Raw genomic sequence first — 22,684 nt, forward strand, 5'->3', positions numbered from 1 at the left:
GAGAACCTCTGTCAGCTACCCGACATCGCGTGCCCATGCCTGCCTCGCTCGCCCCGTACCTGCCGCAGATCGAAGCGAACCCGTGGTTCGCCGCGCTGCCGCCCGCGCTGCGCGCCGACCTGATCGCGCACGCGACGCTGCGCCGTCTGCCGGCCGGCCATGCGTTGTTCCGGCGCGGCGACCCGCCATGCGGGCTGTACGCGGTACTGGCCGGTTCACTCACGATAGGTGCGGTCGACCCGCAGGGCAAGGAAGCGCTGCTGACGGTGGCCGAGCCCGTCACCTGGTTCGGCGAAATCGCGCTGTTCGACGGCCAGCCGCGCACGCACGACGCGATCGCCCTCGACGACGCGCTCCTGCTGCGCGTCCCGCAGGCCGCGCTGCTCGCGATCCTCGATGCGACGCCGCAATACTGGCGGCAATTCGCGCTGCTGATGGCGCAGAAACTGCGCCTGAGCTTCCTGACCGTCGAATCGATGAGCGTGATGCCGGCCGCGCAGCGGCTCGCCGCCCGGCTGCTGATGATCGCCGACGGCTACGGCGGAATCAGCGCCGGCCGCACCCGCATCCGGCTGTCGCAGGAAAAACTCGCGGCGATGCTGTCGCTGACGCGGCAGACCACCAACCAGTTGCTGAAGGCGCTGCAGGCCGACGGCGTCGTGCGGCTGCACGTCGGCGCGATCGAGCTCGTCGACGTCGCTGCGCTGCGGCGCGCGAGCGGGTTGCCCGACGGCATGCGCTGAGGTTCAGCACCACCGCCACGCGGCCTCCTCGCCGTCACCGCGATGCGCTATCGTGGCGGCTCGTCCGTTCTTCCGCCCGCACCGCCTTGAGCACGTCGACCGCCTCCGCTCCCTCCCGCCATCCGTGGCCGGTGTTCATCGCGTTCCTGCGGCTCGGCCTCACGTCGTTCGGCGGCCCGGTCGCGCATCTCGGCTACTTCCGCACCGAATTCGTCACGCGGCGCGGCTGGCTCACCGAGCGCACGTACGCGGATCTCGTCGGGCTGTGCCAGTTCCTGCCGGGGCCCGCGAGCAGCCAGGTCGGGATGGCGATCGGCCTCGCGCGCGCCGGCTACGCGGGCATGTTCGCCGCATGGCTCGGCTTCACGCTGCCGTCGGCGCTGCTGATGATGCTGTTCGCGCTCGGCGTGCATGCAACGGGCGCGCCGATCGAAGCCGGCGCACTGCACGGGCTGCGCATCGTGTCGGTCGCCGTGATCGCGCAAGCCGTATGGGGCATGGCGCGCACGCTGTGCCCGGATGCGCGCCGCGTCACGCTGATGGCCGCGGCCGCCTGCGTTGCGCTGCTCGCACCGGCCGCGTGGACCCAGGTTGCGGTGATCGTCGCGGCCGGGTTGGCCGGCCTCGTGTTGCTGCCGCAGCCGGCACGCGGCGCGCACGACCCGTTGCCGCTGCACGTGTCGCCTCGCGCGGGCGTGCTGTGGCTCGCGCTGTTCGCGGCGCTCCTCGTCGTCCTGCCGTTCGCTGCCCGCGCGCTGCGCTCCGACACGCTTGCCGTCGTCGATGCGTTCTTCCGCACGGGTGCGCTCGTGTTCGGCGGCGGCCACGTGGTGCTGCCGCTGCTGCAGGCGGCCGTGGTCGCACCCGGCTGGGTCGGCGATGCGGCGTTCCTGGCCGGATATGGCGTCGCGCAGGCCGTGCCGGGGCCGCTGTTCACGTTCTCGGCGTTCCTCGGCGCGTCGCTGCGCCACGCGCCGAACGGCTGGCTCGGCGGCACGATCGCGCTGGTGTCGATCTTCGCGCCGTCGTTCCTGCTGGTGGCCGGCACCGCGCCGTTCTGGGAGCGCCTGCGCCGCAGCACGCGGATGCAGGCCGCGCTCGCAGGCGTGAACGCGGCCGTCGTCGGGCTGCTGGTCGCCGCGCTCTATCACCCGGTCTGGACCGACACGATCGTGGCGCCGCGCGATCTGGCCGCCGCGCTCGTCGCATTCGTCGCGCTGGTGTTCTGGCGCGTGCCGCCGTGGGCCGTCGTGATCGCGAGCGCCGGGCTCGGGTGGGGGTTCGGCCTGCTGGCCTGATCGGGCACGCGCGGCACGTTCGCAGGCGACAAAAAACAAAAAGCCCTCGTTTCGAGGGCTTTTTGCTGGGTGCCGCGCGCCGTAGCGGCGCGCAGGCGCCGGACCTTACGCGAAGTTCTTCGCTGCGAAGTCCCAGTTCACGATGTTCCAGAACGCTTCGACGAACTTCGGACGTGCGTTGCGGTAGTCGATGTAGTACGCGTGTTCCCACACGTCGATCGTCAGCAGTGCCTTGTCGGCGGTCGTCAGCGGCGTTGCTGCGTTGCTCGTCGACACGATGTCGAGCGAACCGTCAGCCTTCTTCACGAGCCATGCCCAGCCCGAGCCGAACGTGCCGACTGCAGCCTTCGTGAAAGCTTCCTTGAATGCGTCGTACGAACCCCACTTCGCGTTGATCGCGTCGCCCAGCGCGCCCGTCGGTGCGCCGCCGCCGTTCGGCGACAGGCTGTTCCAGAAGAACGTGTGGTTCCAGATTTGCGCGGCGTTGTTGAAGATGCCGCCCGACGACTTCTTCACGATCTCTTCCAGCGACAGGTTTTCGAATTCCGTGCCCGGGATCAGATTGTTCAGGTTCGTCACATAAGCCTGATGGTGCTTGCCGTAGTGGTACTGGATCGTCTCGAGCGAGATGGTCGGCGCGAGTGCGTCTTCAGCGTACGGGAGCGGCGGGAGCGTATGAGCCATGGCGATTCCTTCGTTGAGTATGTAGGGAGGCTGTGTTGAATGCTGCCGAGCGTCCGATTGTAGGCGAGGACGAATAACCCCGCAAACTCACGGGCCATTTATCCGCGGTATGCGGAAAAGCGATGTTTGCGCAACGTCCGGCAGGACGAACCCGACGATGCGCAGCATCCGTTCCCGCCACGATGCATGTGCTGCGACGACGCTCGTTTCGCTCGCGCCGCTTCGCTTAAGTCAGATCGTATCCGTCAGCCGCGGCTGCACGTCGGCGATCGACACGTCGGCCGAGCCTTCCGCGAGATGCACGGTCAGGCGGCGCTGCGGCTTCAGCGCGTTCGGCGTGCGCACCGCGCGGCCCGTCTGCGCATCGATCAGCGCCGCATAACCGCGCTCGAGCGTGCGCTGCGGGCTCAATACCTCGAGCCTTGCCGCACAGGCTGACACGCGAGCCGTGTCGCGTTCGTGACGGCGCTGCAAGGCCAGCGCAAGACGCTGCGACAGCCCCGCGAGCACCTGGCGCGCCTGCGACGGATCGGGGCGTGCGCGCTGCCAGCGCAACTGCGCGAGCGCGAACCGCGCGCGCGCGTCGCGCACCGGCCGCGACGCCGCCGACGCCAGCCGCACCGCGAGCTGCTCGACGTGCGTGCGCTGCCGCTGCAGCCGCTCGGCCGGGCTCACCAGCCGGCGCGCGAGCCAGTCGAGCTGCTGCGCGCGCTGTTCGAGCCGGCGCTCCATGCCCCGCGCGAGCGCGCGCTGGCGCTCGCCGACCTCGCGCAGCAGCAGCGCGCGCTGCGGGCTCGCCAGCTCGGCGGCACCGGTCGGCGTCGGTGCACGCACGTCGGCCGCGAAGTCCGCGATCGTGAAATCGGTTTCGTGCCCGACGCCGCTGACGACCGGCAGCTCGCTCGCCGCGATCGCACGCGCCAGCGCCTCGTCGTTGAACGACCACAGATCCTCGATCGAGCCGCCGCCGCGACAGACCAGCAGCACGTCGACCTCGCGGCGCGCATTCGCGGTCTCGACGGCGGCGACGAGCTTTTCGGCGGAACCCGCACCCTGCACGGGCGCCGGATAGACGATCACCGGAATGTGCGGCGCGCGACGGGCGAGCGTGGTCAGCACGTCGCGCAGCGCCGCCGCCTGCAGCGACGTGACGATGCCGATCGCGCGCGGATGGGCCGGCAGCGGCCGCTTGCGCTCAGGCGCGAACAGCCCTTCGCTTTCGAGCTGCGCCTTCAGCCGCAGGAACGCCTCGTACAGGCGCCCCTGCCCGGTGCGCCGCACGGCCTCGACGTTGAGCTGCACTTCGCCGCGCGGCTCGTACATCGTGACGACCGCGCGCACCTCGATCCGGTCACCTTCGCGCGGCGTGAACTCCGCGTATTGCGCGCGGCCGCGGAACATCACGCAGCGCATCTGCGCCTGCTGGTCCTTGATCGAGAAATACCAGTGGCCGCTTGCGGCGCGCGTGAAATTCGACACTTCGCCCGAAATCCACAGCAGCGGAAACGAGCGCTCGAGCATCGTCGAAATCGCGCGATTGAGCGCCGAAACGGGAATCACTTCGTCGCCGCCGCGGGTCGCGCCCGGTGCGGCAAATGGGGAGTCGGAAGGCATGGACGATCGGATGAATGCTGGCGGCGACACGATAGTCCGACACGCGCGCGACGTCCAGCGCCGGGCGCATGTCCCGTGACGTTCGGAAGGTGTCCACACTTTGGCAATCATCGGCCCAAAACGCGTGAAAACCGCTGAAAAATCCAGACAATTCTCTCCAACACATTGATTTTTATACATTTTTAAATCTTTCTGAATGATTCTCATCCGATTCGAGGCCCACCCGGCGGGCGTTTGACGCCATCGAACGAGGAGTTTTTCACAGAGTTATCCACAAGCCGCCACGATCCGGCCCCGCAGGCTGCGGCTGCCGGTCGCGCTTGCCGCGCCCGCCTGCGGCGCGCTAGAGTGCCGCCTTCCGCAGACCCCGCGGCATGCGCCGCCCAACGGAGAATCCGCCTTGACGAATCCGTCCCACGACGCGGCGCACGAGATGCCGCGCCCGGCCCGATGAGCGCGCCCGACGGCCCGCTCGCCCGGCTCGAAGCCCGCCTGACGCGCGAATGGCAGCGCCGCGGCGCGCTCGCGTGGGCGCTCACGCCGTTCGCCTGCGTGTTCGGCCTGTGCGCGGCGCTGCGGCGCACCGCCTACGCGCAGGGCTGGAAGAAACCGGTCGACGTCGGCGTGCCCGTCGTCGTGGTCGGCAACGTGACCGTCGGCGGCACCGGCAAGACGCCGACCGTGATCGCACTCGTCGACGCGTTGCGCGCGGCCGGCTTCACGCCCGGCATCGTGTCGCGCGGCTACGGTGCGAACGTGAAGGCGCCGACCGCCGTCACGCCCGCGTCGCGCGCCAGCGCGGGCGGCGACGAACCGCTCCTGATCGCACGCCGCACCGGCGCACCCGTCTGGGTCTGCCCGGATCGCGTCGCGGCCGCGCAGGCGCTGCGCGCCGCGCATCCGGACGTCGACGTGATCGTCAGCGACGACGGCCTGCAGCACTACCGCCTCGCGCGCACGGTCGAGCTCGTCGTGTTCGACCACCGGCTCGGCGGCAACGGCTTCCTGCTGCCGGCCGGGCCGTTGCGCGAACCGCTGTCGCGGCACCGCGACGCCACGCTCGTCAACGATCCGTACAGCGGCGCGCTGCCGCCGTGGCCCGACACCTATTCGCTCGCGCTCACACCGGGCGCCGCGTGGCACCTCGACCAGCCCGCGCTGCGCCGCCCGCTGTCGCAATTCGCGCACGAGCGCGTGCTCGCCGCGGCCGGCATCGGCGCGCCGGAACGCTTCTTCGCGACGCTGCGCGCGGCCGGTCTCGCGCCGGCCACGCGCGCGCTGCCCGACCACTACGCGTTCGCCGACAATCCATTCGTCGACGACGCCGTCGATGCGATCCTGATCACCGAGAAGGATGCAGTAAAATTGGGCGCTTCCTGGCGCGACGCCCGACTGTGGGTGGTCCCCGTCGAAGCCGCGCTCGACCCTCGCCTCATTGCCCTCGTTGTGGAGAAACTCCGTGGACGCTCGCCTGCTTGAAATCCTTGTGTGCCCTATCTGCAAAGGCCCGCTCCACTATGACCGTGCCGCGCAGGAGCTGATCTGCAATGCGGACAAGCTCGCCTACCCGATCCGCGACGGCATCCCCGTGATGCTGGTCGACGAGGCGCGCCAGACCGTCGAAGGCACGCCGGTCGACCCGGCCGGCCGCTAAGCCGCCCGACCCGGCCCTCGCCGCGGCGTATCCGCTGCGAGGGCGCCGAACCCGCCGGGCGGCCCGCACCCGACGCGCCGCCCGCTCCGTTCTTCTCACCGCCTCCCCGATGACTCAACCCTTCATCGCCGTCATTCCCGCCCGGCTCGCGTCGACGCGGCTCCCCAACAAGCCGCTCGCCGATCTCGGCGGCAAGCCGATGGTCGTGCGCGTCGCCGAGCGCGCGCGCGAAGCAGGCGCGCAGCAGGTGCTGGTTGCGTCCGACGCACAGAGCGTGCTCGATGCGGCCCGCGATCACGGCTTCGAAGCGGTGCTGACACGCGCCGACCATCCGTCCGGCACCGACCGGCTCGCGGAAGTCGCGGCGACGTTCGGGTGGAGCGACGACACCGTCGTCGTCAACGTACAGGGCGACGAGCCGCTGATCGACCCCGTGCTCGTGCGCGACGTAGCGTCGCACCTCGCCGCGCATCCGGCCTGCGCGATTGCGACGGCCGCCCACCCGATCCACGATGCGGCCGACGTGTTCAACCCGAACGTGGTGAAGGTCGCGCTCGACGCGCAGAGCGTCGCGCTGTACTTCTCGCGCGCGCCGATTCCGTGGAGCCGGGATGCGTACCAGCCGCACTGGCCCGACGTCGCGGCCCTGCCTGCACCGGCCTTCCCGGTCTACCGGCACATCGGCCTCTATGCCTATCGCGCGCGTTTCCTGCGCACCTATCCGACGCTCGCGCAGGCGCCGATCGAACAGGCCGAGCAGCTCGAACAGCTGCGCGCGCTCTGGCACGGCGAGCGCATTGCCGTGCTGATCACCGAGTCCGCGCCGGAAGCCGGAATCGACACGCCGGCCGATCTCGCACGCGTGCAGGCCCTTTTTCAGCCGTCATCAAAATAACCCGTGGCATAATCAGGCGATTGTGCGAGCCGTCCGCGACCAGCGCGTCCTCGCTTGACCCCGCCCGCGGCCCGCCGGCAGCCGCGCGTCGCCCAACCCGACGCGCCGCATCAGACCGGTCCGCCACGCGCCAGGCAAGCCCCGCGCACACCGTCGCCGGCGCTTTTTTTCGTCTCGCCACACGAATCTACATACTGGAGATATCACCATGCGTTTGATCCTGTTGGGCGCGCCCGGCGCGGGAAAGGGCACCCAGGCAAACTTCATCAAGGAAAAATTCGGCATCCCGCAAATCTCGACGGGCGACATGCTGCGCGCGGCCGTGAAGGCCGGCACGCCGCTCGGCGTCGAGGCGAAGGGCTACATGGACGCCGGCAAGCTCGTACCGGACGCGCTGATCATCGGCCTCGTCAAGGAGCGCCTGAAGGAATCCGACTGCGCGAACGGCTATCTGTTCGACGGTTTCCCGCGCACGATCGCGCAGGCTGACGCGATGAAGGAAGCCGGCGTCGCGATCGACTACGTGCTCGAGATCGACGTGCCGTTCTCGGAAATCATCGAGCGCATGAGCGGTCGCCGCACGCACCCGGCATCGGGCCGCACATACCACGTCAAGTTCAACCCGCCGAAGGTCGAAGGCCACGACGACGTGACGGGCGAACCGCTGATCCAGCGCGACGACGACAAGGAAGAAACCGTCAAGAAGCGCCTCGAAGTGTACGAAGCGCAGACCAAGCCGCTGATCACGTACTACGGCGACTGGGCGCAGCGGGGCGAGGAAAACGGCCTGAAGGCACCGCAGTATCGCAAGATCTCGGGCCTCGGCAGCGTCGAGGAAATCCGCGAACGCGCGTTTGGCGCACTGAAGTAAGCAGCGCATCGCGCACCCGCAAGCCGCCCTTTCCGGGCGGCTTTTTTTTTTGGTTCATCGCAGGAAACCGAGGAGGGTTCGAGAGCGCCCCGTACAATCGGTCGGGTGCGGGCGCTCCCTTTACCCGGGCGCCGGCATTTCAACCGATCGCACGACATCGAACCATACAACCGCTTTGCGCGGCACCGCAGCCAGCGCCGCAACGCCAACAGCGCTCGACCACTTTGGATGGGCCCGCCCCTGAGCACTGAAGCGTCAGGGGCGCTCAACAACGGAGACAGTCATGGATATTCGCGGCAACGTGTTTCTGATCACGGGCGGCGCATCGGGCCTCGGCGCCGGCACGGCGCGGATGCTTGCGCAGGCAGGCGGCACGGTCGTGCTCGCCGACCTGAACGACGCGGCGGGCACCGCGCTCGCGACCGAGCTGGGCGGCATCTTCGTGCACTGCGACGTGTCGAGCGAAGCCGACGCGCAGGCGGCCGTCGGCGCGGCGACGCAAGCCGGCACGCTGCGCGGCCTCGTGAATTGCGCAGGCATCGCGCCCGCCGCGAAGACCGTCGGCAAGGACGGCGCGCATCCGCTCGACGTGTTCGTGAAGACGATCAACGTGAACCTCGTGGGCACGTTCAACATGATCCGGCTCGCGGCCGCCGCGATGGCTGCCACCGCGCCGACCGCGGACGGGGAGCGCGGCGTGATCGTCAGCACCGCGTCGGTTGCCGCGTTCGACGGGCAGATCGGCCACGCCGCGTACGCGGCGTCGAAAGCCGGCGTCGCGGGCATGACGCTGCCGATCGCGCGCGACCTGTCGCGCAGCGGCATCCGCGTGATGACGATCGCGCCCGGCCTGTTCGAGACGCCGATGCTGCTCGGCATGCCGCAGGACGTGCAGGACGCGCTCGGCGCGATGGTGCCGTTCCCGCCGCGGCTCGGCAAACCGGCCGAATACGCGCTGCTGGTACGCCAGATCGTCGAGAACCCGATGCTCAACGGCGAAGTGATCCGCCTCGACGGCGCGATCCGGATGCAGCCGAAATAGGCACAAAAAAACGCCCGCGATGCGGGCGTCTTTTCATTCAGGGTTCCGGCAGCGTGGCGATGGCTCAGTCCTCGCCGTCGCGCTGCATCCGCTGCCGCAATTCGGTCACCTGCGACTCGACGACGGTGGCGTCGTCCGCGTCCGGCCGCTCGCCGAGATACTGCTCGAGATCCTCCAGCGCGGGGCGCAGGTAATCGAGCCGCGCATACGCGAATCCGCGGTCGCGGACTTCATCGACGTGCTCGGGCAACAGGATCACGAGCCGCTGCTGTACCGCGAGCAGGCGCTGCCAGCGTTCCGTCTGAAGATAGATCGTCTTCAGGTTGCGCAGCATCCGCGCGATGATCTCGCGGCTCGTCGCCGGCTGCAGCAGCGCGCGCAACGCGCTGTCGACCGCACCGGCCGCACGCGCGACATACGGCTCGAGCATCTCGACCATCTCGGCTTCGGACAGCGAATGGCCGTTGGCCGGATCGATGATCAGGTCGCCGTCCGGCAGCGTGACGCGCAACAGGAAGTGGCCGGGGAACGACACGCCGCGCGCCGGCACGCCGATCTGCTCGGCGAGCTCCAGGTACAGCACCGACAGCGAGATCGGGATCCCGCGCCGCCGCTTCAGCACGGCGTTCAGGTGGCTGTTATCGGGGTCGTAGTAGTCGTTGTGATTGCACGCGAAGCCGAGCTCGCGGAAGAAGAAATCGTTCAGTGCGGCGACGCGGCCCTTCAGGTCCGCATCGTCCGTGAGCCGCCGGCGCAGCCGCGCGGCCAGCATGTCGAGTTCGGCCAGCGTGCCCTGCAGGTCGAGGTCGGGATACGCGTCCTGCGCCAGCGACAGCGCCGCTTCCGTGACGGGCAGGCTGTCGTCGTCTGCCACGAGCGTGCTGAAGTAGTCGAGGACGCGGGTCATTGCGGTCGTCACTTGGCGCGCCTTCTGAAATAAGCGTATTTGAAGCCCATCACCCACAACATACCGAAATATAGTGCAGCGAACAGCACGAGGCACGCGGCCATCAGCGCAATGCGATCGAGCGGCTGCGCACGCATCCCGGTCCAGTCGAAGCTGATCGACAGCCAGTGCATCAGGCCGGCGAGCACGAGCGCCGCGCCGATCAGCTGCACGAAGAAGCGCAGCCAGCCCGGCGACGGCTGGTAGATGCCGCGCTTGCGCAGCCCGATGAACAGCAGCAGCGAGTTCAGGCACGCGCCGACGCCGATGCTCAGCGTCAGGCCCGCGTGGCCGATCAGCGGCACAAACACGTAGTTCGAGATCTGCGTGACGATCAGTACGCCGATCGCGATCTTCACGGGCGTCTTGATGTCCTGCTTCGCATAGAAGCCCGGCGCGAGGATCTTAATCAGGATGATGCCGACGAGGCCGATCCCGTAGGTCGCCAGCGCGCGCGCGACCATCGTGACGGTGTGCGCGTCGAACTTGCCGTAGTTGAACAGGGTCGCGGTGAGCGGCGTCGCGAAGAAGAACAGCGCGAGCGCACTCGGCGCCGCGAGCAGGAACGTGACGCGCAGGCCCCAGTCGAGCAGCGCCGAATACTCGTGCGAATCGGCATCGACGTGCGCCTTCGACAGGCTCGGCAGCAGGATCGTGCCGAGCGCGACGCCGAGCAGCGCCGTCGGGAATTCCATCAGGCGGTCGGCGTAGTTGATCCACGACACGGCGCCCTGCCCGAGCCGCGACGCGATGTTGGTGTTGATGATCAGCGACAGTTGCGCGACCGACACCGCGAACGTCGCGGGCACCATCTTCGCGAGCACGCGCTTCACGCCCGGGTGGCGCAACGCACGCAGCGGGTTGAGGCCGATCAGCGGCACCATGTCGATCTTCTTCAGGCCCGGCAACTGCACGAGGAACTGCAGCACGCCGCCGACGATGACGGCCCACGCGAGCGCGAACACCGGCACCTTCAGGTGCGGCGCGACGAACACGGCCGCGGCGATGAACGCGACGTTGAGCAGCACCGGCGCGAACGCGGGCAGCGAGAAGCTCTTGTACGTGTTCAGCACGCCGGAGGCGAGCGTCGTCAGCGAGATGAACACGATGTACGGGAACATGATCCGCGTCATCGTGACCGCGAGCGGGAACGCCTGCCCGTCGGTGTGCAGGCCGGACGCGACGGCGAACACGACCCACGATGCGCCGGCGATCCCGACCACCGACAGCGCGGCAAGCGCCCACGCAAGCACGGTGGACATCGCGTCGACGAGCGCTTTCGTCGCGTCATGCCCCTGCTGGTTCTTGAACTCGGCAAGGATCGGCACGAACGCCTGCGAGAACGCGCCTTCGGCAGACAGGCGGCGCAGCAGGTTCGGGATACGGAAGGCGACGTAGAACGCGTCGGTGTATTGACTGGCGCCGAACGCACGGGCGATCAGCGTCTCGCGGGCCAGTCCGGTCACGCGCGACAGCAGCGTGAAGCCGCTGACCGTCAGCAGGGCTCGGAATAGATTCATGGGGCGCTTATTATACGGACGTTGCGTGGCCCGGCCAGCGGCCGATGCCGAAAAGCGCGCACGCGTCCGGCGCCCTCCTCGGCGGGTGTCACGTTGAACTTGCCACGCGCTTGATTTTGTTGCTATAATCGCCGGTTTCTGGGCTCGTACATGCACGGCAACTGCCGTTTTCATGTCCCTGCCTCGGTTAAAATCACCGTTTTTTTATGCGCCCCTGGGCAATCGTTCTCAGGGGACGGATCGAAAAGCAGCGCTTGGCCGTCAGGCTCCAAGCTCTGGAAACAGGACAGGATAAGGAACCGTCATGGCTAACTCCGCACAAGCACGCAAGCGCGCCCGCCAGGCCGCGAAGGCAAACTCGCACAACTCGGCGCTGCGCTCGAAATTCCGTACCGCGATCAAGTCGGTTCGCAAGGCTGTTGAAGCCGGCGACCAGGCAAAGGCTGCCGAGCTGTTCAAGGCTGCCGTGAAGACGATCGACACGATCGCCGACAAGAAGATCGTTCACAAGAACAAGGCCGCTCGCAGCAAGAGCCGCCTGGCCGCAGCCGTCAAGGGTCTGCAGGCAGCAGCGTAAATCCGGTGCGCCCGCTCACGCGGGCGTTCCTGTTTCCTGCGATCGCAAAAAAGCCCGCCTAGGCGGGCTTAATAGGATGGTCAGCCCGATCCTCACTCAGTGGACTACGCTGAGTGAGGATTTTGTCCTTCTGGAGGGCCATCATGGACACGGTATCGCTGATCGGAATCGATCTCGGCAAGCACTGCTTCCACCTGCATGGACAGGATGCGTCAGGCAGGATGGTGTTCCGTAAAAAGCTCACGCGTAGCCAGATGTTCACGCTGCTGGGCAATTTTCCGCGTTGTATTGTGGTCATGGAGGCCTGCGCCGGTGCTCACTGGATCGCACGTCGACTTCAAGCGCTGGGCCATGAGGCCAAGCTGATTTCTCCGCAATTCGTCAAACCGTTCCGGCAAGGCAACAAGAACGATTTCGCGGACGCCCAGGCGATCTGCGAAGCAGCCGCTCGTTCGAGCATGCGTTTCGTGAGCCCGCACAACGAAGCCCAGCAGATCGTTTCAGCCTTGCACCGTGTGCGCGAGCGGCTGGTGCGTGACCGCACCGGCACGATCAATCAGATTCATGCGTTTCTGTTGGAGTTCGGTATCAGCTTGCCGCGCGGCATGGCAGTGATCCGGCGACTGCCTGCCGTGCTCGAGGCAGAATCGTTGCCGCCGAGGCTGGTGGTCGTGCTCGAACGTTTGCAGGCGCACTTCAGGTATCTGGACGAGCAGATCCACCAGCTCGAACGTGAGTTGCTTACCCAGCTACACGAGGATGAACGCAGCGAACGACTGCTCGAGATTCCTGGCATTGGCCCGATGACCGCCAGCGTGTTGATGTCAGAGTTGGGCGATGCCCAGCAATATGGCTCAGCAAGGCAGTTTGCAGCTTCGGTCGGTCTGGTGCCGCGGCAGTACAGCACCGGCGGCAAACCAACGCTACTGGGCATCAGCAAGCGTGGCGACAAGGAACTGCGACGGCTGCTGGTGCAATGTGCGCGGGCCATCATGCAGCGCATCGAGCACCGCACGGATGCATTGGGCGTCTGGATTCGCAGCCTGTTGGCGCGACGACACTCGAACGTGGTGGCCTGTGCCCTGGCCAACAAACTGGCGAGGATCGCCTGGGCCATCCTCGCCAAAGGGACACACTACCGGAGCATCGAGGCTGTTCCCTCAGTCTGACGCTTCCTATCGCTTACGGCTTCAGCTTCAGTAGTCACCTCTGGTTTTGCGACGCGAGATACGTGAAGGCATAAACGACTCAACGGCCGGGCAAGTAACCTGACACAAAAAACAGCACCTCAATGCTGTGGGCTTTTTGAGGTTTGCCCGGCGCGGCTCCCATCATGGGGCGGGATCTTTCCCATCCGCGACCCCGGATAGATTCGAGCAAGTCCACTTTAGGTCAACACTGCCTCGCTTGCAAAAATCGGGCTGACCATAGATTTTTGTTGCCTGTCGCCGGCGCATCCTGCCAGCCGACGACAGTTGCCACGAGGGCGGGCGCGGCAAGCGCCCTCGCCCGCGCCGGCATCACTTCTTCGCGTCGTAGTCCGGCAGTTCGCACGCCTCGGTCACGACGAGGTTGTTGTCCTTCGCGAAATTCAGCACGAAATCGAACGCCATCGGCTCGACGTCGCGCAGCCGGGAATCGAGGATCACGCATTTCAGGTCGCCGAGCATCGTCGGACGCACGTAGAGCGAATACTGGAGACGCGCGTTCCGCCCGCTCGCCCCCGGCCCGAAGCAGGCCATCACACCGGCCAGACGTTCCGACCAGTCGCTCGGGCGAAACTTTTTCCCGTCTTTCGTGATGCCCTGGATGAAGAATTCGGTCGGAGGGGTTTCAGCCATGTGGGTACCCAAGTGACGGCCCGGCGATGTCCAGACAACGGCGCCTGGATACGCGAACACAAAGCTGAAACGGACGGCGGCACAAGCAGTCCGATATCCCGAAAACGGGACGTCGGTGCGCGCCACCGGCGGACTGCACCGGATTTGTGCAGCGCACGGCTTGTGTCCGGCAGAGCGCTAAAAGGCTTGCCTGCCGGGCTGGAGAAAACTTTTGGATTATACCGCAGCGCGCCATCGCGCGCCGTCCCGACACCCCTCCTCCTGCGTCGCTTGCCGCGCGCGGCGATCGAGCCCCGGTTCTTTCCGCGGCTCGTCAAAGCACAGAAAATCCTTTATGCTGCTTTGAGTTATCCACACCCGACGGCGGCGCCGTCCGGCCTTGCTGCCGGGTGCAACCCGCCGCATTTCGCTTCATGACCGCCAAAACCATTCGTCACTACCTGCAGTTCAAGGATTTCTCGCTGGAAGACTACGAGTACGTGCTCGAACGCACGGGTATCCTGAAGCGCAAGTTCAAGAACTACGAGACCTATCACCCGCTGCACGACCGCACGCTCGCGATGATCTTCGAGAAGAGCTCGACGCGCACGCGCCTGTCGTTCGAAGCCGGGATCTTCCAGCTCGGCGGCCATGCCGTCTTCATGAGCACGCGCGACACGCAGCTCGGCCGCGGCGAGCCCGTCGAGGATTCCGCGCAGGTCATCTCGCGGATGGTCGACATCATCATGATCCGCACGTTCGAGCAGGACGTCATCAAGCGCTTCGCGGACAATTCCCGCGTGCCGGTGATCAACGGCCTGACGAACGAGTACCACCCGTGCCAGGTGCTCGCCGACATCTTCACGTATTACGAGCACCGCGGCCCGATCGCCGGCAAGACCGTCGCGTGGGTCGGCGATGCGAACAACATGCTCTACACGTGGATCGAAGCCGCGCAGATCCTCGGCTTCAAGCTGCGCCTGTCCACGCCGCCCGGCTACGCGCTCGACATGAAGCTCGTATCGCCCGACAGCGCGCCGTTCTACGAAGTGTTCGACGATCCGAACGAAGCGTGCAAGGGCGCCGATCTCGTCACCACCGACGTATGGACGAGCATGGGCTTCGAGGCCGAGAACGAGGCCCGCATGCAGGCGTTCGCCGACTGGTGCGTCGACGAGGAAATGATGGGGCACGCGAACCCGGACGCCCTCTTCATGCACTGCCTGCCCGCGCACCGCGGCGAGGAAGTGACGGCCGGCGTGATCGACGGCCCGCAAAGCGTCGTGTGGGACGAAGCGGAAAACCGCCTGCACGTGCAGAAGGCACTGATGGAGTTCCTGCTGCTCGGCCGCCTCAAGCACTGACGCGCCGGCAACGGGCCATCCATGAAAAAAGCGCCGATCGACGATCGGCGCTTTTTGTTTGGGCGCGAGAAAAGCTGCGCCAAACCCGCGTTACAGGCAGACCGGTTCGGGCTCGAGTTCGACGCCGAAACGTGCGCGTACGTCGGCCTGGATCGCCTGCGCCAGCGCGAGCACGTCGGCACCCGTCGCGCCGCCGCGATTGACGAGCACGAGCGCCTGGCGGTCGTGCACGGCCGCCGCGCCCAGCGCGCGCCCCTTCCAGCCGCAGCGGTCGATCAGCCAGCCGGCCGCGAGCTTGACCTGCCCGTCCGGCTGCGGATACGACACGACTTCCGGCGCGCGGGCGCGCAGCGCATCGAATTGCGCGGCATCGATCACCGGATTCTTGAAGAAACTGCCCGCGTTGCCGAGGACGAGCGGATCGGGCAGCTTCGCGCGGCGGATCGCGACGACCGCGTCGAACACGTCGCGCGCCGTGGCCGCGTCGGCTGCCATGCCGCGTGCGTCGAGTTCGCGCGTGACGTCCGCGTAGCCGAGCCGCGGCGCCCATTGCTTCGGCAACCGGAACGTCACCGACACGATCGCGAACCGGCCGCGCCCTTCCCGCTTGAAGAAGCTGTCGCGATAGCCGAACGCGCAGCGCGCGGCATCGAAGCGCTCGCTACGTCCCGTCGCCAGCTCGACCGCGACCAGCGAGTCGAAATACGCCTTCATCTCGAGGCCGTACGCACCGATGTTCTGGATCGGCGCGGCGCCGACCGTGCCGGGAATCAGCGCGAGGTTCTCGAGGCCCGCCATCCCGTGCTCGAGCGTCCATGCGACGAATGCGTGCCAGTTCTCGCCGCCGCCGGCCTCGACGTACCACGCGTCGTCGTCCTCGCGCACGACGCGGCGGCCCGCGATCTCGTCGAGCAGCACGACGCCGTCGAAGTCGCGCGTGAACACGACGTTGCTGCCGCCGCCGAGCACCAGCTGCGGCAGGTTCGCGACGCGCGGGTCGCGATGGAGCGCCTCGAACTGCGACGCGTGCGTAATGCGCGCGGCAAAGCGCGCGGTCGCGGCGATGCCGAACGTGTTGTGCGCGGCGAGCGGATGGTCGGGAAGCAGCGACAGGGTGGAATCGTCAGGAGGCATCGGCATTCGCGGTCACGTCCGCCCGGGCGGCGCATGGCCGGCCTTGGGCAAACGGAGGGGCATCGGTAAAATGGCAAACAGTCCGCAATTATAGCGAGTGCCCGCGCGCGAGCCGGGTGCCCGCATCTCAAGGGAGGAATGCCATGCCATCGTTCGACGTCGTTTCCGAAGCGAACATGATCGAAGTGAAGAACGCCATCGAGCAGTCGAACAAGGAAATTTCGACGCGCTTCGACTTCAAGGGCTCCGACGCGCGCGTCGAGCAGAAGGAACGCGAGCTGACGCTGTTCGCCGATGACGATTTCAAGCTCGGCCAGGTCAAGGACGTGCTGATCGGCAAGCTGGCCAAGCGCAACGTCGACGTGCGCTTCCTCGACTACGGCAAGGTCGAGAAGATCGGCGGCGACAAGGTCAAGCAGATCGTCACCGTGAAGAAAGGCGTGACCGGCGATCTCGCGAAGAAAATCGTGCGCCTCGTGAAGGACAGCAAGATCAAGGTGCAGGCGAGCATCCAGGGCGACGCAGTGCGCGTGAACGGCACGAAGCGCGACGACCTGCAGAGCGTGATCGCGATGCTGCGCAAGGACGTGACCGACACGCCGCTCGACTTCAACAACTTCCGCGACTGATCGCCGGGCGATCCGTCACGTCATCCCGCCGGGCCCCGCACACGCGGCGCGCCCGGCTGCGGCCAAGCGCCGCGCTTCCTCAGGCTTTCCCGCCGTCCTGCGCGCCGCCATCCGCGGCCGCCTTCTTCTTGTCGCCGATCCGGCTTTCCTGCCCCGCCAGCAGCTTCGAAATGTTGCCGCGGTGGCGCCACACGAGCAGCACGCTCATTGCGAGCACGGCCCACGCGACCGGGTTGTGGCCCGTGCCGAACAGGAACACGTCGAACACCGGCGCGAACACGGCCGCCACCAGCGCCGCGAGCGACGAATAGCGGAAGAAGAACGCGATGATCAGCCAGGTCAGCGCGGTCGCGAGCCCGAGCACCGGGTGCACCGCGAGCAGCACGCCGGCCGCGGTCGCGACGCCCTTGCCGCCCTGGAAGCGGAAGAACACCGGATACAGGTGGCCGAGGAACACGGCGATCGCGACCCATGCGACCGCGACGTCGGGCAGGCCGAAGCGCCGGGCGAGCCAGACGGCAATCCAGCCCTTGAATGCATCGCCCACGAGCGTCAGGATCGCGGCCTTCTTGTTGCCGCTGCGCAGCACGTTGGTCGCGCCGGGATTCTTCGACCCGTACGAACGCGGGTCGGCCAGGCCCATCGCGCCACTGACGACGACGGCGAATGACACCGAACCGATCAGGTAGGCAACGAGGGCGGCGAGCAGGATCTGCATGCGGAGGACTCTTCTTTCAACGTATCGGTAAAGGGACGGCTGTGCGCGGCACGCCGAAACGGCGCCCATTCTACCGAACGCGCGCGGCCTGCCACGAAGGTGAAACCCTCAGTCGACACTGGCGCACTGCACGGGTTGCGCGCCGAGCAGCGACGTGAGCACGGCCGGCGCGAGGCTGACGAGGTAGCCGCGACGCCCGCCGTTCAGGTAGATCGTCGGTAGCTCGAGGATCGTCGCCTCGACGTAGACGGGCATCGTCTTGCGCGTGCCGAACGGCGACGTGCCGCCGACGAGATAGCCCGAATGGCGGTTCGCGACCTCGGGCTTGCACGGCTCGACGCGCTTCGCGCCGATCTGCCGCGCGAGGTTCTTCGTCGACACGGTGCGGTCGCCGTGCATCAGCACGATCAGCGGCTTCGCGTGCTCGTCTTCCATCACGAGTGTCTTCACGACGCTGTGCTCGTCGACGCCGAGCTGGCGCGCCGATTCGCCGGTGCCGCCGTGCTCGACGTAGTCGTACGGATGCTCGCCGAACGCAACGCCGTGGCGGCGCAGCAACTGGGTCGCGGGGGTTTCGGACACATGCCTGGATTTGCTCATGGCGGCATTTTAATGGTGAACGACCGGCACGCGCGCGATAACGCCCTCGCGCCGGCCCGGCGGTATACTCGCGGCCCGTTTTTTCGCCGGGCGGCCTGCTGCGGCGCCGCAACGATTCCGTCCATCATCATTGCGGACATCGCGAAGCGCTATTGCCCGAATGGCCGATTGTGGCGCGCGCGCCGTCATGGCACGATCGTTCGCCAACCTCGTCAGCCGCCGCCCGCCCTTTTTCTGGAGACGCCATGCTCTCGTCCCTCCGTTCTTCCGAGCCGCTCGACGTCGACGCCCTGCTCGCCGCGCTGCCTCGCCGCATCGCCGACGTGCCCGCACGCTGGGCCGCGCAGGCGCCCGCGCATCCGGCGCTGATCGAGGACGCGCGCCGCCTGTCGTACGGCGACCTGTCGCGGGCCGTCGATGCGGCCGCCGCGCTGCTTGCCAACCTCGGCGTGCAAGGCGGCGATCGCGTGATGATCGTCGCCGAAAACTGCATCGCGCAGATCGTGCTGCTGTTCGCAGTCGCCCGCCTCGACGCGTGGGCACTCGTGTCGAACGCGCGGTTGTCCGCCGGCGAGCTCGACGCGATCGCCGCGCATGCGCGGCCTAAGCTGATCGCGTTCACCACCGACGCATCGCCCGACGCGCGCACGCATGCCGCGCGGTACGCCGCAACGCCCGCCGGCGCACTGCCGGTCGACATCGGCGCATGGTCGTACCACGTCGACGCGAGCGCGCGGAGCGAACCGGTCGCCGCCGACGGCGCCGCGCAATGCGCGGCGCTGATCTACACGACCGGCACGACCGGCACGCCGAAAGGCGTGATGCTGTCGCATCGCAACCTGCTGTTCATCGCGGCGACGTCGAGCACGCTGCGCCGCGTGTCGCCCGACGACGTCGTCTACACGGTGCTGCCCGTGTCGCACGTGTACGGGCTCGCGTCGGTCTGCCTCGGCAGCCTGTACGCGGGCGCGACGCTGCGGCTCGCGCCGCGCTTCTCGCCCGAAGCCGTGCGCGTCGCGCTCGCCGACGAAGGCGTCACGATCTTCCAGGGCGTACCCGCGATGCACGCCAAGCTGCTCGAACACCTGCACACGCACGGCCATGCGTGGCGCGCACCGCGCCTGCGCTTCGCGTATTCGGGCGGCTCGCCGCTCGACGCGAACCTGAAGGCGCGTGTCGAGCGCCTGTACGGCGTGCCGCTGCACAACGGCTACGGGATGACCGAAAGCAGCCCGACGATCACGCAGACGCCGCTCGACGCGCCGCGCACCGACAGCTCGGTCGGCGTGCCGATTCCCGGCGTGGAGATGCGGATCGTCGCGCCGGACGGCACCGACGTACCGCCGGGTGAAGTCGGCGAGATCCGCGTGCGCGGGCCGAACGTGATGCTCGGCTACTACCGCAACGCGGACGCCACGCGCGCGGCCGTGTCGCCGGACGGCTGGCTCAGCACCGGCGATCTCGCGCGGCAGGAGGCGGACGGCGCGGTGACGATCGCGGGCCGCAGCAAGGAGCTGATCATCCGGTCGGGCTTCAACGTCTATCCGGTCGAAGTCGAGCAGGTACTGAACGCGCATCCGGACGTCGTGCAGGCGGCCGTCATCGGCCGCGCGATCGAAGGCAACGAGGAAGTGCTCGCGTTCGTCGAGCTCGTGCCCGGCGCGACGGCGGACGAAGCGGCATTGCACGCCTGGTGTGCGGAGCGGCTCGCGCCTTACAAACGCCCCGCACATATCCGCGTACTCGACGCGCTGCCGGCCGCATCGACCGGCAAGGTGCTGAAGCACAAGTTGCGCGAGCTGGTCTGAATTGGGCAGGCCGTCGCACGTGGCGCGGGCGGCGCCGCGCCGGATGCGCTAACCGCGCGGGTGGTGTTCCGCGTGCAACGTCTTCAACCGCTCGCGCGCGACGTGCGTATAGATCTGCGTGGTCGAGATATCGCTGTGGCCGAGCAGCAGCTGCACGACACGCAGGTCGGCGCCATGGTTCAGCAGGTGCGTCGCGAACGCGTGCCGCAGCGTGTGCGGCGACAGGTGCGCGCGCACGTCCGCGTGCTGCGCGTGGCGCTTGATGATGTTCCAGAACTGCTGGCGCGTCATCCCGTCGCCGCGCGCGGTCACGAACAGCGCGTCGGCCGCGCGCGCACCGAGCAGCGCCGGCCGCGCCTCGCGCAGGTAGCGCTCGATCCACCCTTGCGCGACTTCGCCGAACGGCACGAGCCGCTCCTTCGAGCCCTTGCCCATCACGCGCACGACGCCCTCGTTGAGCCCGACCTCGACGGTCTTCAGCATCACGAGCTCGCTCACGCGCAGCCCGCTCGCATACATCAGCTCGAGCATCGTACGATCGCGCAGGCCGAGCGGCGTGCCGACGTCGGGTGCACCGAGCAGCGCCTCGACCTGCGCCTCCGACAGCGTCGACGGAAACCGGGCGGCCTGTTTCGCGGACAGGATCCGCAGCGTCGGGTCGGCGCTCGCGCGATGCTCGCGCACGGCCCAGCCGTAATAGCGCCGGAACACGGAAAGCCGCCGGTTCGACGACGTCGCCTTGCCGTCGCTGCGCGCGGCGATGTAGCCCGTCACCATCGCTTCGTCGACCGAATCGAGCGACGCGTCGTGCGTCTCCGCCAGCCATTGTGAAAACAGCACCAGATCGCGCCGATACGCATCGAGCGTGTTGCGCGCAAGCCCGTGCTCGAGCCACAGCGCATCGCAAAACACGTCGATCGACGCGCGGCTCGCGAGCAACGCGGGCGACATCTCGACGGCATCGCCGTCGGCTTCGGGGGACATCAGCGATTCACTCATCAGTACGGCACGCCTTCGTGCGCCAGCAGCCAGCGCTTCACTTTCTGGTAATAACCGTTGTCGTCGTGGTTCGCGAAGCCGCCGAGTCCACCCGCCGCGACGACGCGATGGCACGGGATCACGAGCGGGAAGTAGTTCGCGCCGCATGCCTGGCCGACCGCGCGCGGCGCGCTGCCGATCCGCTTCGCGACCTGCCCGTAGGTCAGCACCGTGCCGGGCGGAATATCGCTGATCACGTCCCACACGCGGTGCTGGAACGCGCTGCCGACTTCGGCGAGCGGCAGGTCGAAGCGCGCCGACGCACGCTCGAAATAACGTTCGATCTGCTTGACCGCGCGCTTCGCGAGCGGCGAATCCGGATCGACCGACTTCACCGATTCGGGCAGATAGACGATCTCGCGCACCACCGCGGCATCCGTGCGGATGCCGACCTTGCCGAACGGCGCGTCGATGACTGCATTGAACATGGCCCTCTCCTGACCGATGGATGCGCGCGGCACCCCCGCGCGCCGACGACACTTTACGCCGCCTTCACGCAGCACGCAGCGCCCATTCGACGTGCTCGCGCACGACCGGCGACGGATCGTCGGCCCGCGCACGCAACGCGGCGACGATCGCATCGCGCGCCTGCGGCGTGAGCCGGCCCGCGTCCGCGCGCAGCGCATTGCCGAGCCCGACCGCGAGATTGCGCAGCCAGCTTTCGTAGCCGATGCGCCGGATCGCACTGCCCTGCATCCGCGTATCGAACGCGTCCGCATCCCACGCAAACAGCTCGACGAGCGTCGCGCGATCGAGGCCGTGCCGCACGTCGAAATCGGCGACGGGCGCGGCCTGCGCGAACTTGTTCCACGGGCACACGAGCTGGCAGTCGTCACAGCCGTACACGCGATTGCCGATCATCGGCCGCAGCGGCTCGGGGATACTGCCTTTCAGTTCGATCGTCAGGTACGAGATGCAGCGGCGCGCATCGACGCGGTACGGCTCGACGATCGCACCGGTCGGGCAGGCGTCGATGCAGCGCGTGCAGCTGCCGCAGTGCGCGCCGGGCGTCTCGGGCGCGGTGTCGGGGGACGTGTGCGCGTCGGTCGGCAGCGGAACGTCGACGTAGATCTCGCCGAGGAAGAACAGCGAGCCCGCATCGCGCTGCAGCAGCAACGTGTGCTTGCCGCGCCAGCCGACGCCGGCCTTCTGCGCGAGCTCGACCTCGAGCACGGGTGCCGAATCGGTGAACACGCGGTAGCCGAACGCGCCGATCTCCTGCTCGATGCGCTCGGCGAGCGTCTGCAGGCGGTTGCGCAGCACCTTGTGATAGTCGCGGCCGCGCGCATAGATCGACACGACGGCCGCCTGCGGATCGTCGAGCCGCGCCCGTTCGCGTGCGCGCCAGTCGTGCAGTACGAGCGCGCCCGGCGCGCTTTCAGCCACGTCGGCGGCGAGCGTTTCGGCCGGTAAATAGGCGAGCCGGGCGGAGATCACGCGTCGCGTACCGGCCACAAGTTCGGCCGGACGCGCGCGTTTCATCCCATGTTTCGCCATATAATCCATTTCGCCGTGGTATCCGGCTTCCAGCCAGGCGGCGAGGCCTGCTTCGGCATCCGAGAGATCGGTATCGCTGATGCCGATCGCCCCGAAACCCAATTCGCGCCCCCACGCCCTGATGCGCGCGGCGAGCGCAGTCAACGCCGCATCGTCGAGCGCGCACGGTGCCGCGCCTTCGGCACGAGTCGAAGGTCTGTCGGATGCGGCGAGTTCCGGTAATCGGTTCATC

At 67.6% G+C, this 22,684-nt stretch carries 23 protein-coding genes; 12 read left to right on the forward strand and 11 right to left on the reverse strand.

The window, feature by feature from the left end; all coding sequences use genetic code 11:
- Positions 1-35: 35 nt before the first annotated feature.
- Positions 36-743 (forward strand): Crp/Fnr family transcriptional regulator, encoded by a 708-nt coding sequence (locus CFB50_RS14150; protein ID WP_089446281.1) that lies wholly within the window; start codon positions 36-38, stop codon positions 741-743.
- Between the two features lie 86 nt (positions 744-829).
- Positions 830-2,041, forward strand: a complete 1,212-nt coding sequence (gene chrA, locus CFB50_RS14155) for a chromate efflux transporter (RefSeq protein WP_089446282.1) — start codon at positions 830-832, stop codon at positions 2,039-2,041.
- Between the two features lie 105 nt (positions 2,042-2,146).
- Here chrA and sodB read toward each other — a convergent pair whose 3' ends face one another.
- A complete protein-coding gene (gene sodB, locus CFB50_RS14160; protein ID WP_011352986.1) occupies positions 2,147-2,725 on the reverse strand; it encodes a superoxide dismutase [Fe] in 579 nt (192 codons plus the stop codon).
- Between the two features lie 231 nt (positions 2,726-2,956).
- Entirely contained in the window at positions 2,957-4,339 is a 1,383-nt protein-coding gene (gene xseA / locus CFB50_RS14165; protein ID WP_089446283.1) for an exodeoxyribonuclease VII large subunit, read from the reverse strand.
- 450 nt (positions 4,340-4,789) lie between these two features.
- Here xseA and lpxK point away from each other — a divergent pair, with 450 nt between their 5' ends.
- The 5 genes from lpxK to CFB50_RS14190 all read left to right on the forward strand — a co-directional run bounded on the left by lpxK (position 4,790) and on the right by CFB50_RS14190 (position 8,801).
- Positions 4,790-5,818 (forward strand): tetraacyldisaccharide 4'-kinase, encoded by a 1,029-nt coding sequence (gene lpxK / locus CFB50_RS14170; protein WP_069248685.1) that lies wholly within the window; start codon positions 4,790-4,792, stop codon positions 5,816-5,818.
- On the forward strand, positions 5,799-5,993 hold the full coding sequence (locus tag CFB50_RS14175; protein WP_010090898.1) for a Trm112 family protein: 195 nt from the start codon (positions 5,799-5,801) through the stop codon (positions 5,991-5,993). The genes lpxK and CFB50_RS14175 overlap by 20 nt, the downstream gene beginning before the upstream one ends.
- 109 nt (positions 5,994-6,102) lie before the next feature.
- Positions 6,103-6,888, forward strand: a complete 786-nt coding sequence (gene kdsB, locus CFB50_RS14180) for a 3-deoxy-manno-octulosonate cytidylyltransferase (RefSeq protein ID WP_069248686.1) — start codon at positions 6,103-6,105, stop codon at positions 6,886-6,888.
- A 208-nt stretch (positions 6,889-7,096) separates the two neighbouring features.
- Complete coding sequence (gene adk, locus CFB50_RS14185; protein WP_011352990.1) at positions 7,097-7,759, forward strand: adenylate kinase; 663 nt, start codon at positions 7,097-7,099, stop codon at positions 7,757-7,759.
- Positions 7,760-8,042: 283 nt separating this feature from the next.
- Entirely contained in the window at positions 8,043-8,801 is a 759-nt protein-coding gene (locus CFB50_RS14190) for an SDR family NAD(P)-dependent oxidoreductase (protein ID WP_089446284.1), read from the forward strand.
- Between the two features lie 64 nt (positions 8,802-8,865).
- Here the strand turns inward: CFB50_RS14190 and CFB50_RS14195 are convergent, their stop codons facing one another.
- Together CFB50_RS14195 and murJ are read right to left on the reverse strand one after the other, a co-directional pair.
- A complete protein-coding gene (locus CFB50_RS14195; protein WP_089446686.1) occupies positions 8,866-9,708 on the reverse strand; it encodes a SirB1 family protein in 843 nt (280 codons plus the stop codon).
- 8 nt (positions 9,709-9,716) lie between these two features.
- The gene (gene murJ, locus CFB50_RS14200) at positions 9,717-11,267 is read right to left on the reverse strand and encodes a murein biosynthesis integral membrane protein MurJ (protein ID WP_089446285.1); all 1,551 of its coding nucleotides are present in this window, start codon (positions 11,265-11,267) and stop codon (positions 9,717-9,719) included.
- A gap of 304 nt (positions 11,268-11,571) precedes the next feature.
- On the opposite strand from murJ, the gene rpsT reads away from it, so the two are divergent.
- Positions 11,572-11,844: a 30S ribosomal protein S20 gene (gene rpsT / locus CFB50_RS14205; RefSeq protein WP_006482211.1), complete on the forward strand. Its 273-nt coding sequence runs from the start codon at positions 11,572-11,574 to the stop codon at positions 11,842-11,844.
- A gap of 143 nt (positions 11,845-11,987) precedes the next feature.
- Positions 11,988-13,013, forward strand: coding sequence for an IS110 family transposase (locus tag CFB50_RS14210; RefSeq protein ID WP_089445757.1), 1,026 nt, complete (start codon positions 11,988-11,990; stop codon positions 13,011-13,013).
- A 351-nt stretch (positions 13,014-13,364) separates the two neighbouring features.
- Here CFB50_RS14210 and CFB50_RS14215 read toward each other — a convergent pair whose 3' ends face one another.
- On the reverse strand, positions 13,365-13,685 hold the full coding sequence (locus CFB50_RS14215; RefSeq protein WP_089426173.1) for a DUF3579 domain-containing protein: 321 nt from the start codon (positions 13,683-13,685) through the stop codon (positions 13,365-13,367).
- A gap of 413 nt (positions 13,686-14,098) precedes the next feature.
- Between CFB50_RS14215 and argF the strand changes: the two genes are divergently transcribed.
- Complete coding sequence (argF, locus tag CFB50_RS14225; RefSeq protein WP_089446687.1) at positions 14,099-15,028, forward strand: ornithine carbamoyltransferase; 930 nt, start codon at positions 14,099-14,101, stop codon at positions 15,026-15,028.
- A 90-nt stretch (positions 15,029-15,118) separates the two neighbouring features.
- Here the strand turns inward: argF and murB are convergent, their stop codons facing one another.
- Complete coding sequence (murB, locus tag CFB50_RS14230; protein WP_089446286.1) at positions 15,119-16,168, reverse strand: UDP-N-acetylmuramate dehydrogenase; 1,050 nt, start codon at positions 16,166-16,168, stop codon at positions 15,119-15,121.
- Between the two features lie 137 nt (positions 16,169-16,305).
- Here murB and CFB50_RS14235 point away from each other — a divergent pair, with 137 nt between their 5' ends.
- On the forward strand, positions 16,306-16,791 hold the full coding sequence (locus CFB50_RS14235) for a YajQ family cyclic di-GMP-binding protein (RefSeq protein ID WP_039368282.1): 486 nt from the start codon (positions 16,306-16,308) through the stop codon (positions 16,789-16,791).
- Positions 16,792-16,870: 79 nt separating this feature from the next.
- On the opposite strand, the gene plsY is transcribed toward CFB50_RS14235, so the two are convergent.
- On the reverse strand, positions 16,871-17,509 hold the full coding sequence (gene plsY, locus CFB50_RS14240) for a glycerol-3-phosphate 1-O-acyltransferase PlsY (RefSeq protein ID WP_089446287.1): 639 nt from the start codon (positions 17,507-17,509) through the stop codon (positions 16,871-16,873).
- Between the two features lie 108 nt (positions 17,510-17,617).
- Positions 17,618-18,109: a Cys-tRNA(Pro) deacylase gene (ybaK, locus tag CFB50_RS14245; RefSeq protein ID WP_027789278.1), complete on the reverse strand. Its 492-nt coding sequence runs from the start codon at positions 18,107-18,109 to the stop codon at positions 17,618-17,620.
- 245 nt (positions 18,110-18,354) lie between these two features.
- Between ybaK and CFB50_RS14250 the strand changes: the two genes are divergently transcribed.
- Entirely contained in the window at positions 18,355-19,917 is a 1,563-nt protein-coding gene (locus CFB50_RS14250) for a class I adenylate-forming enzyme family protein (RefSeq protein WP_089446288.1), read from the forward strand.
- A 48-nt stretch (positions 19,918-19,965) separates the two neighbouring features.
- Here CFB50_RS14250 and xerD read toward each other — a convergent pair whose 3' ends face one another.
- The 3 genes from xerD to queG all read right to left on the reverse strand — a co-directional run bounded on the left by xerD (position 19,966) and on the right by queG (position 22,683).
- The gene (gene xerD, locus CFB50_RS14255) at positions 19,966-20,916 is read right to left on the reverse strand and encodes a site-specific tyrosine recombinase XerD (protein ID WP_089446289.1); all 951 of its coding nucleotides are present in this window, start codon (positions 20,914-20,916) and stop codon (positions 19,966-19,968) included.
- A complete protein-coding gene (locus CFB50_RS14260; protein ID WP_034190552.1) occupies positions 20,916-21,383 on the reverse strand; it encodes a methylated-DNA--[protein]-cysteine S-methyltransferase in 468 nt (155 codons plus the stop codon). The genes xerD and CFB50_RS14260 overlap by 1 nt, the downstream gene beginning before the upstream one ends.
- A gap of 64 nt (positions 21,384-21,447) precedes the next feature.
- Positions 21,448-22,683, reverse strand: coding sequence for a tRNA epoxyqueuosine(34) reductase QueG (gene queG / locus CFB50_RS14265; RefSeq protein ID WP_089446290.1), 1,236 nt, complete (start codon positions 22,681-22,683; stop codon positions 21,448-21,450).
- Between the last annotated feature and the right edge of the window lies 1 nt (position 22,684).

Origin of the sequence: Burkholderia sp. AU33423 (assembly GCF_002223135.1) — a bacterium.
GTDB lineage: Bacteria > Pseudomonadota > Gammaproteobacteria > Burkholderiales > Burkholderiaceae > Burkholderia > Burkholderia lata_D.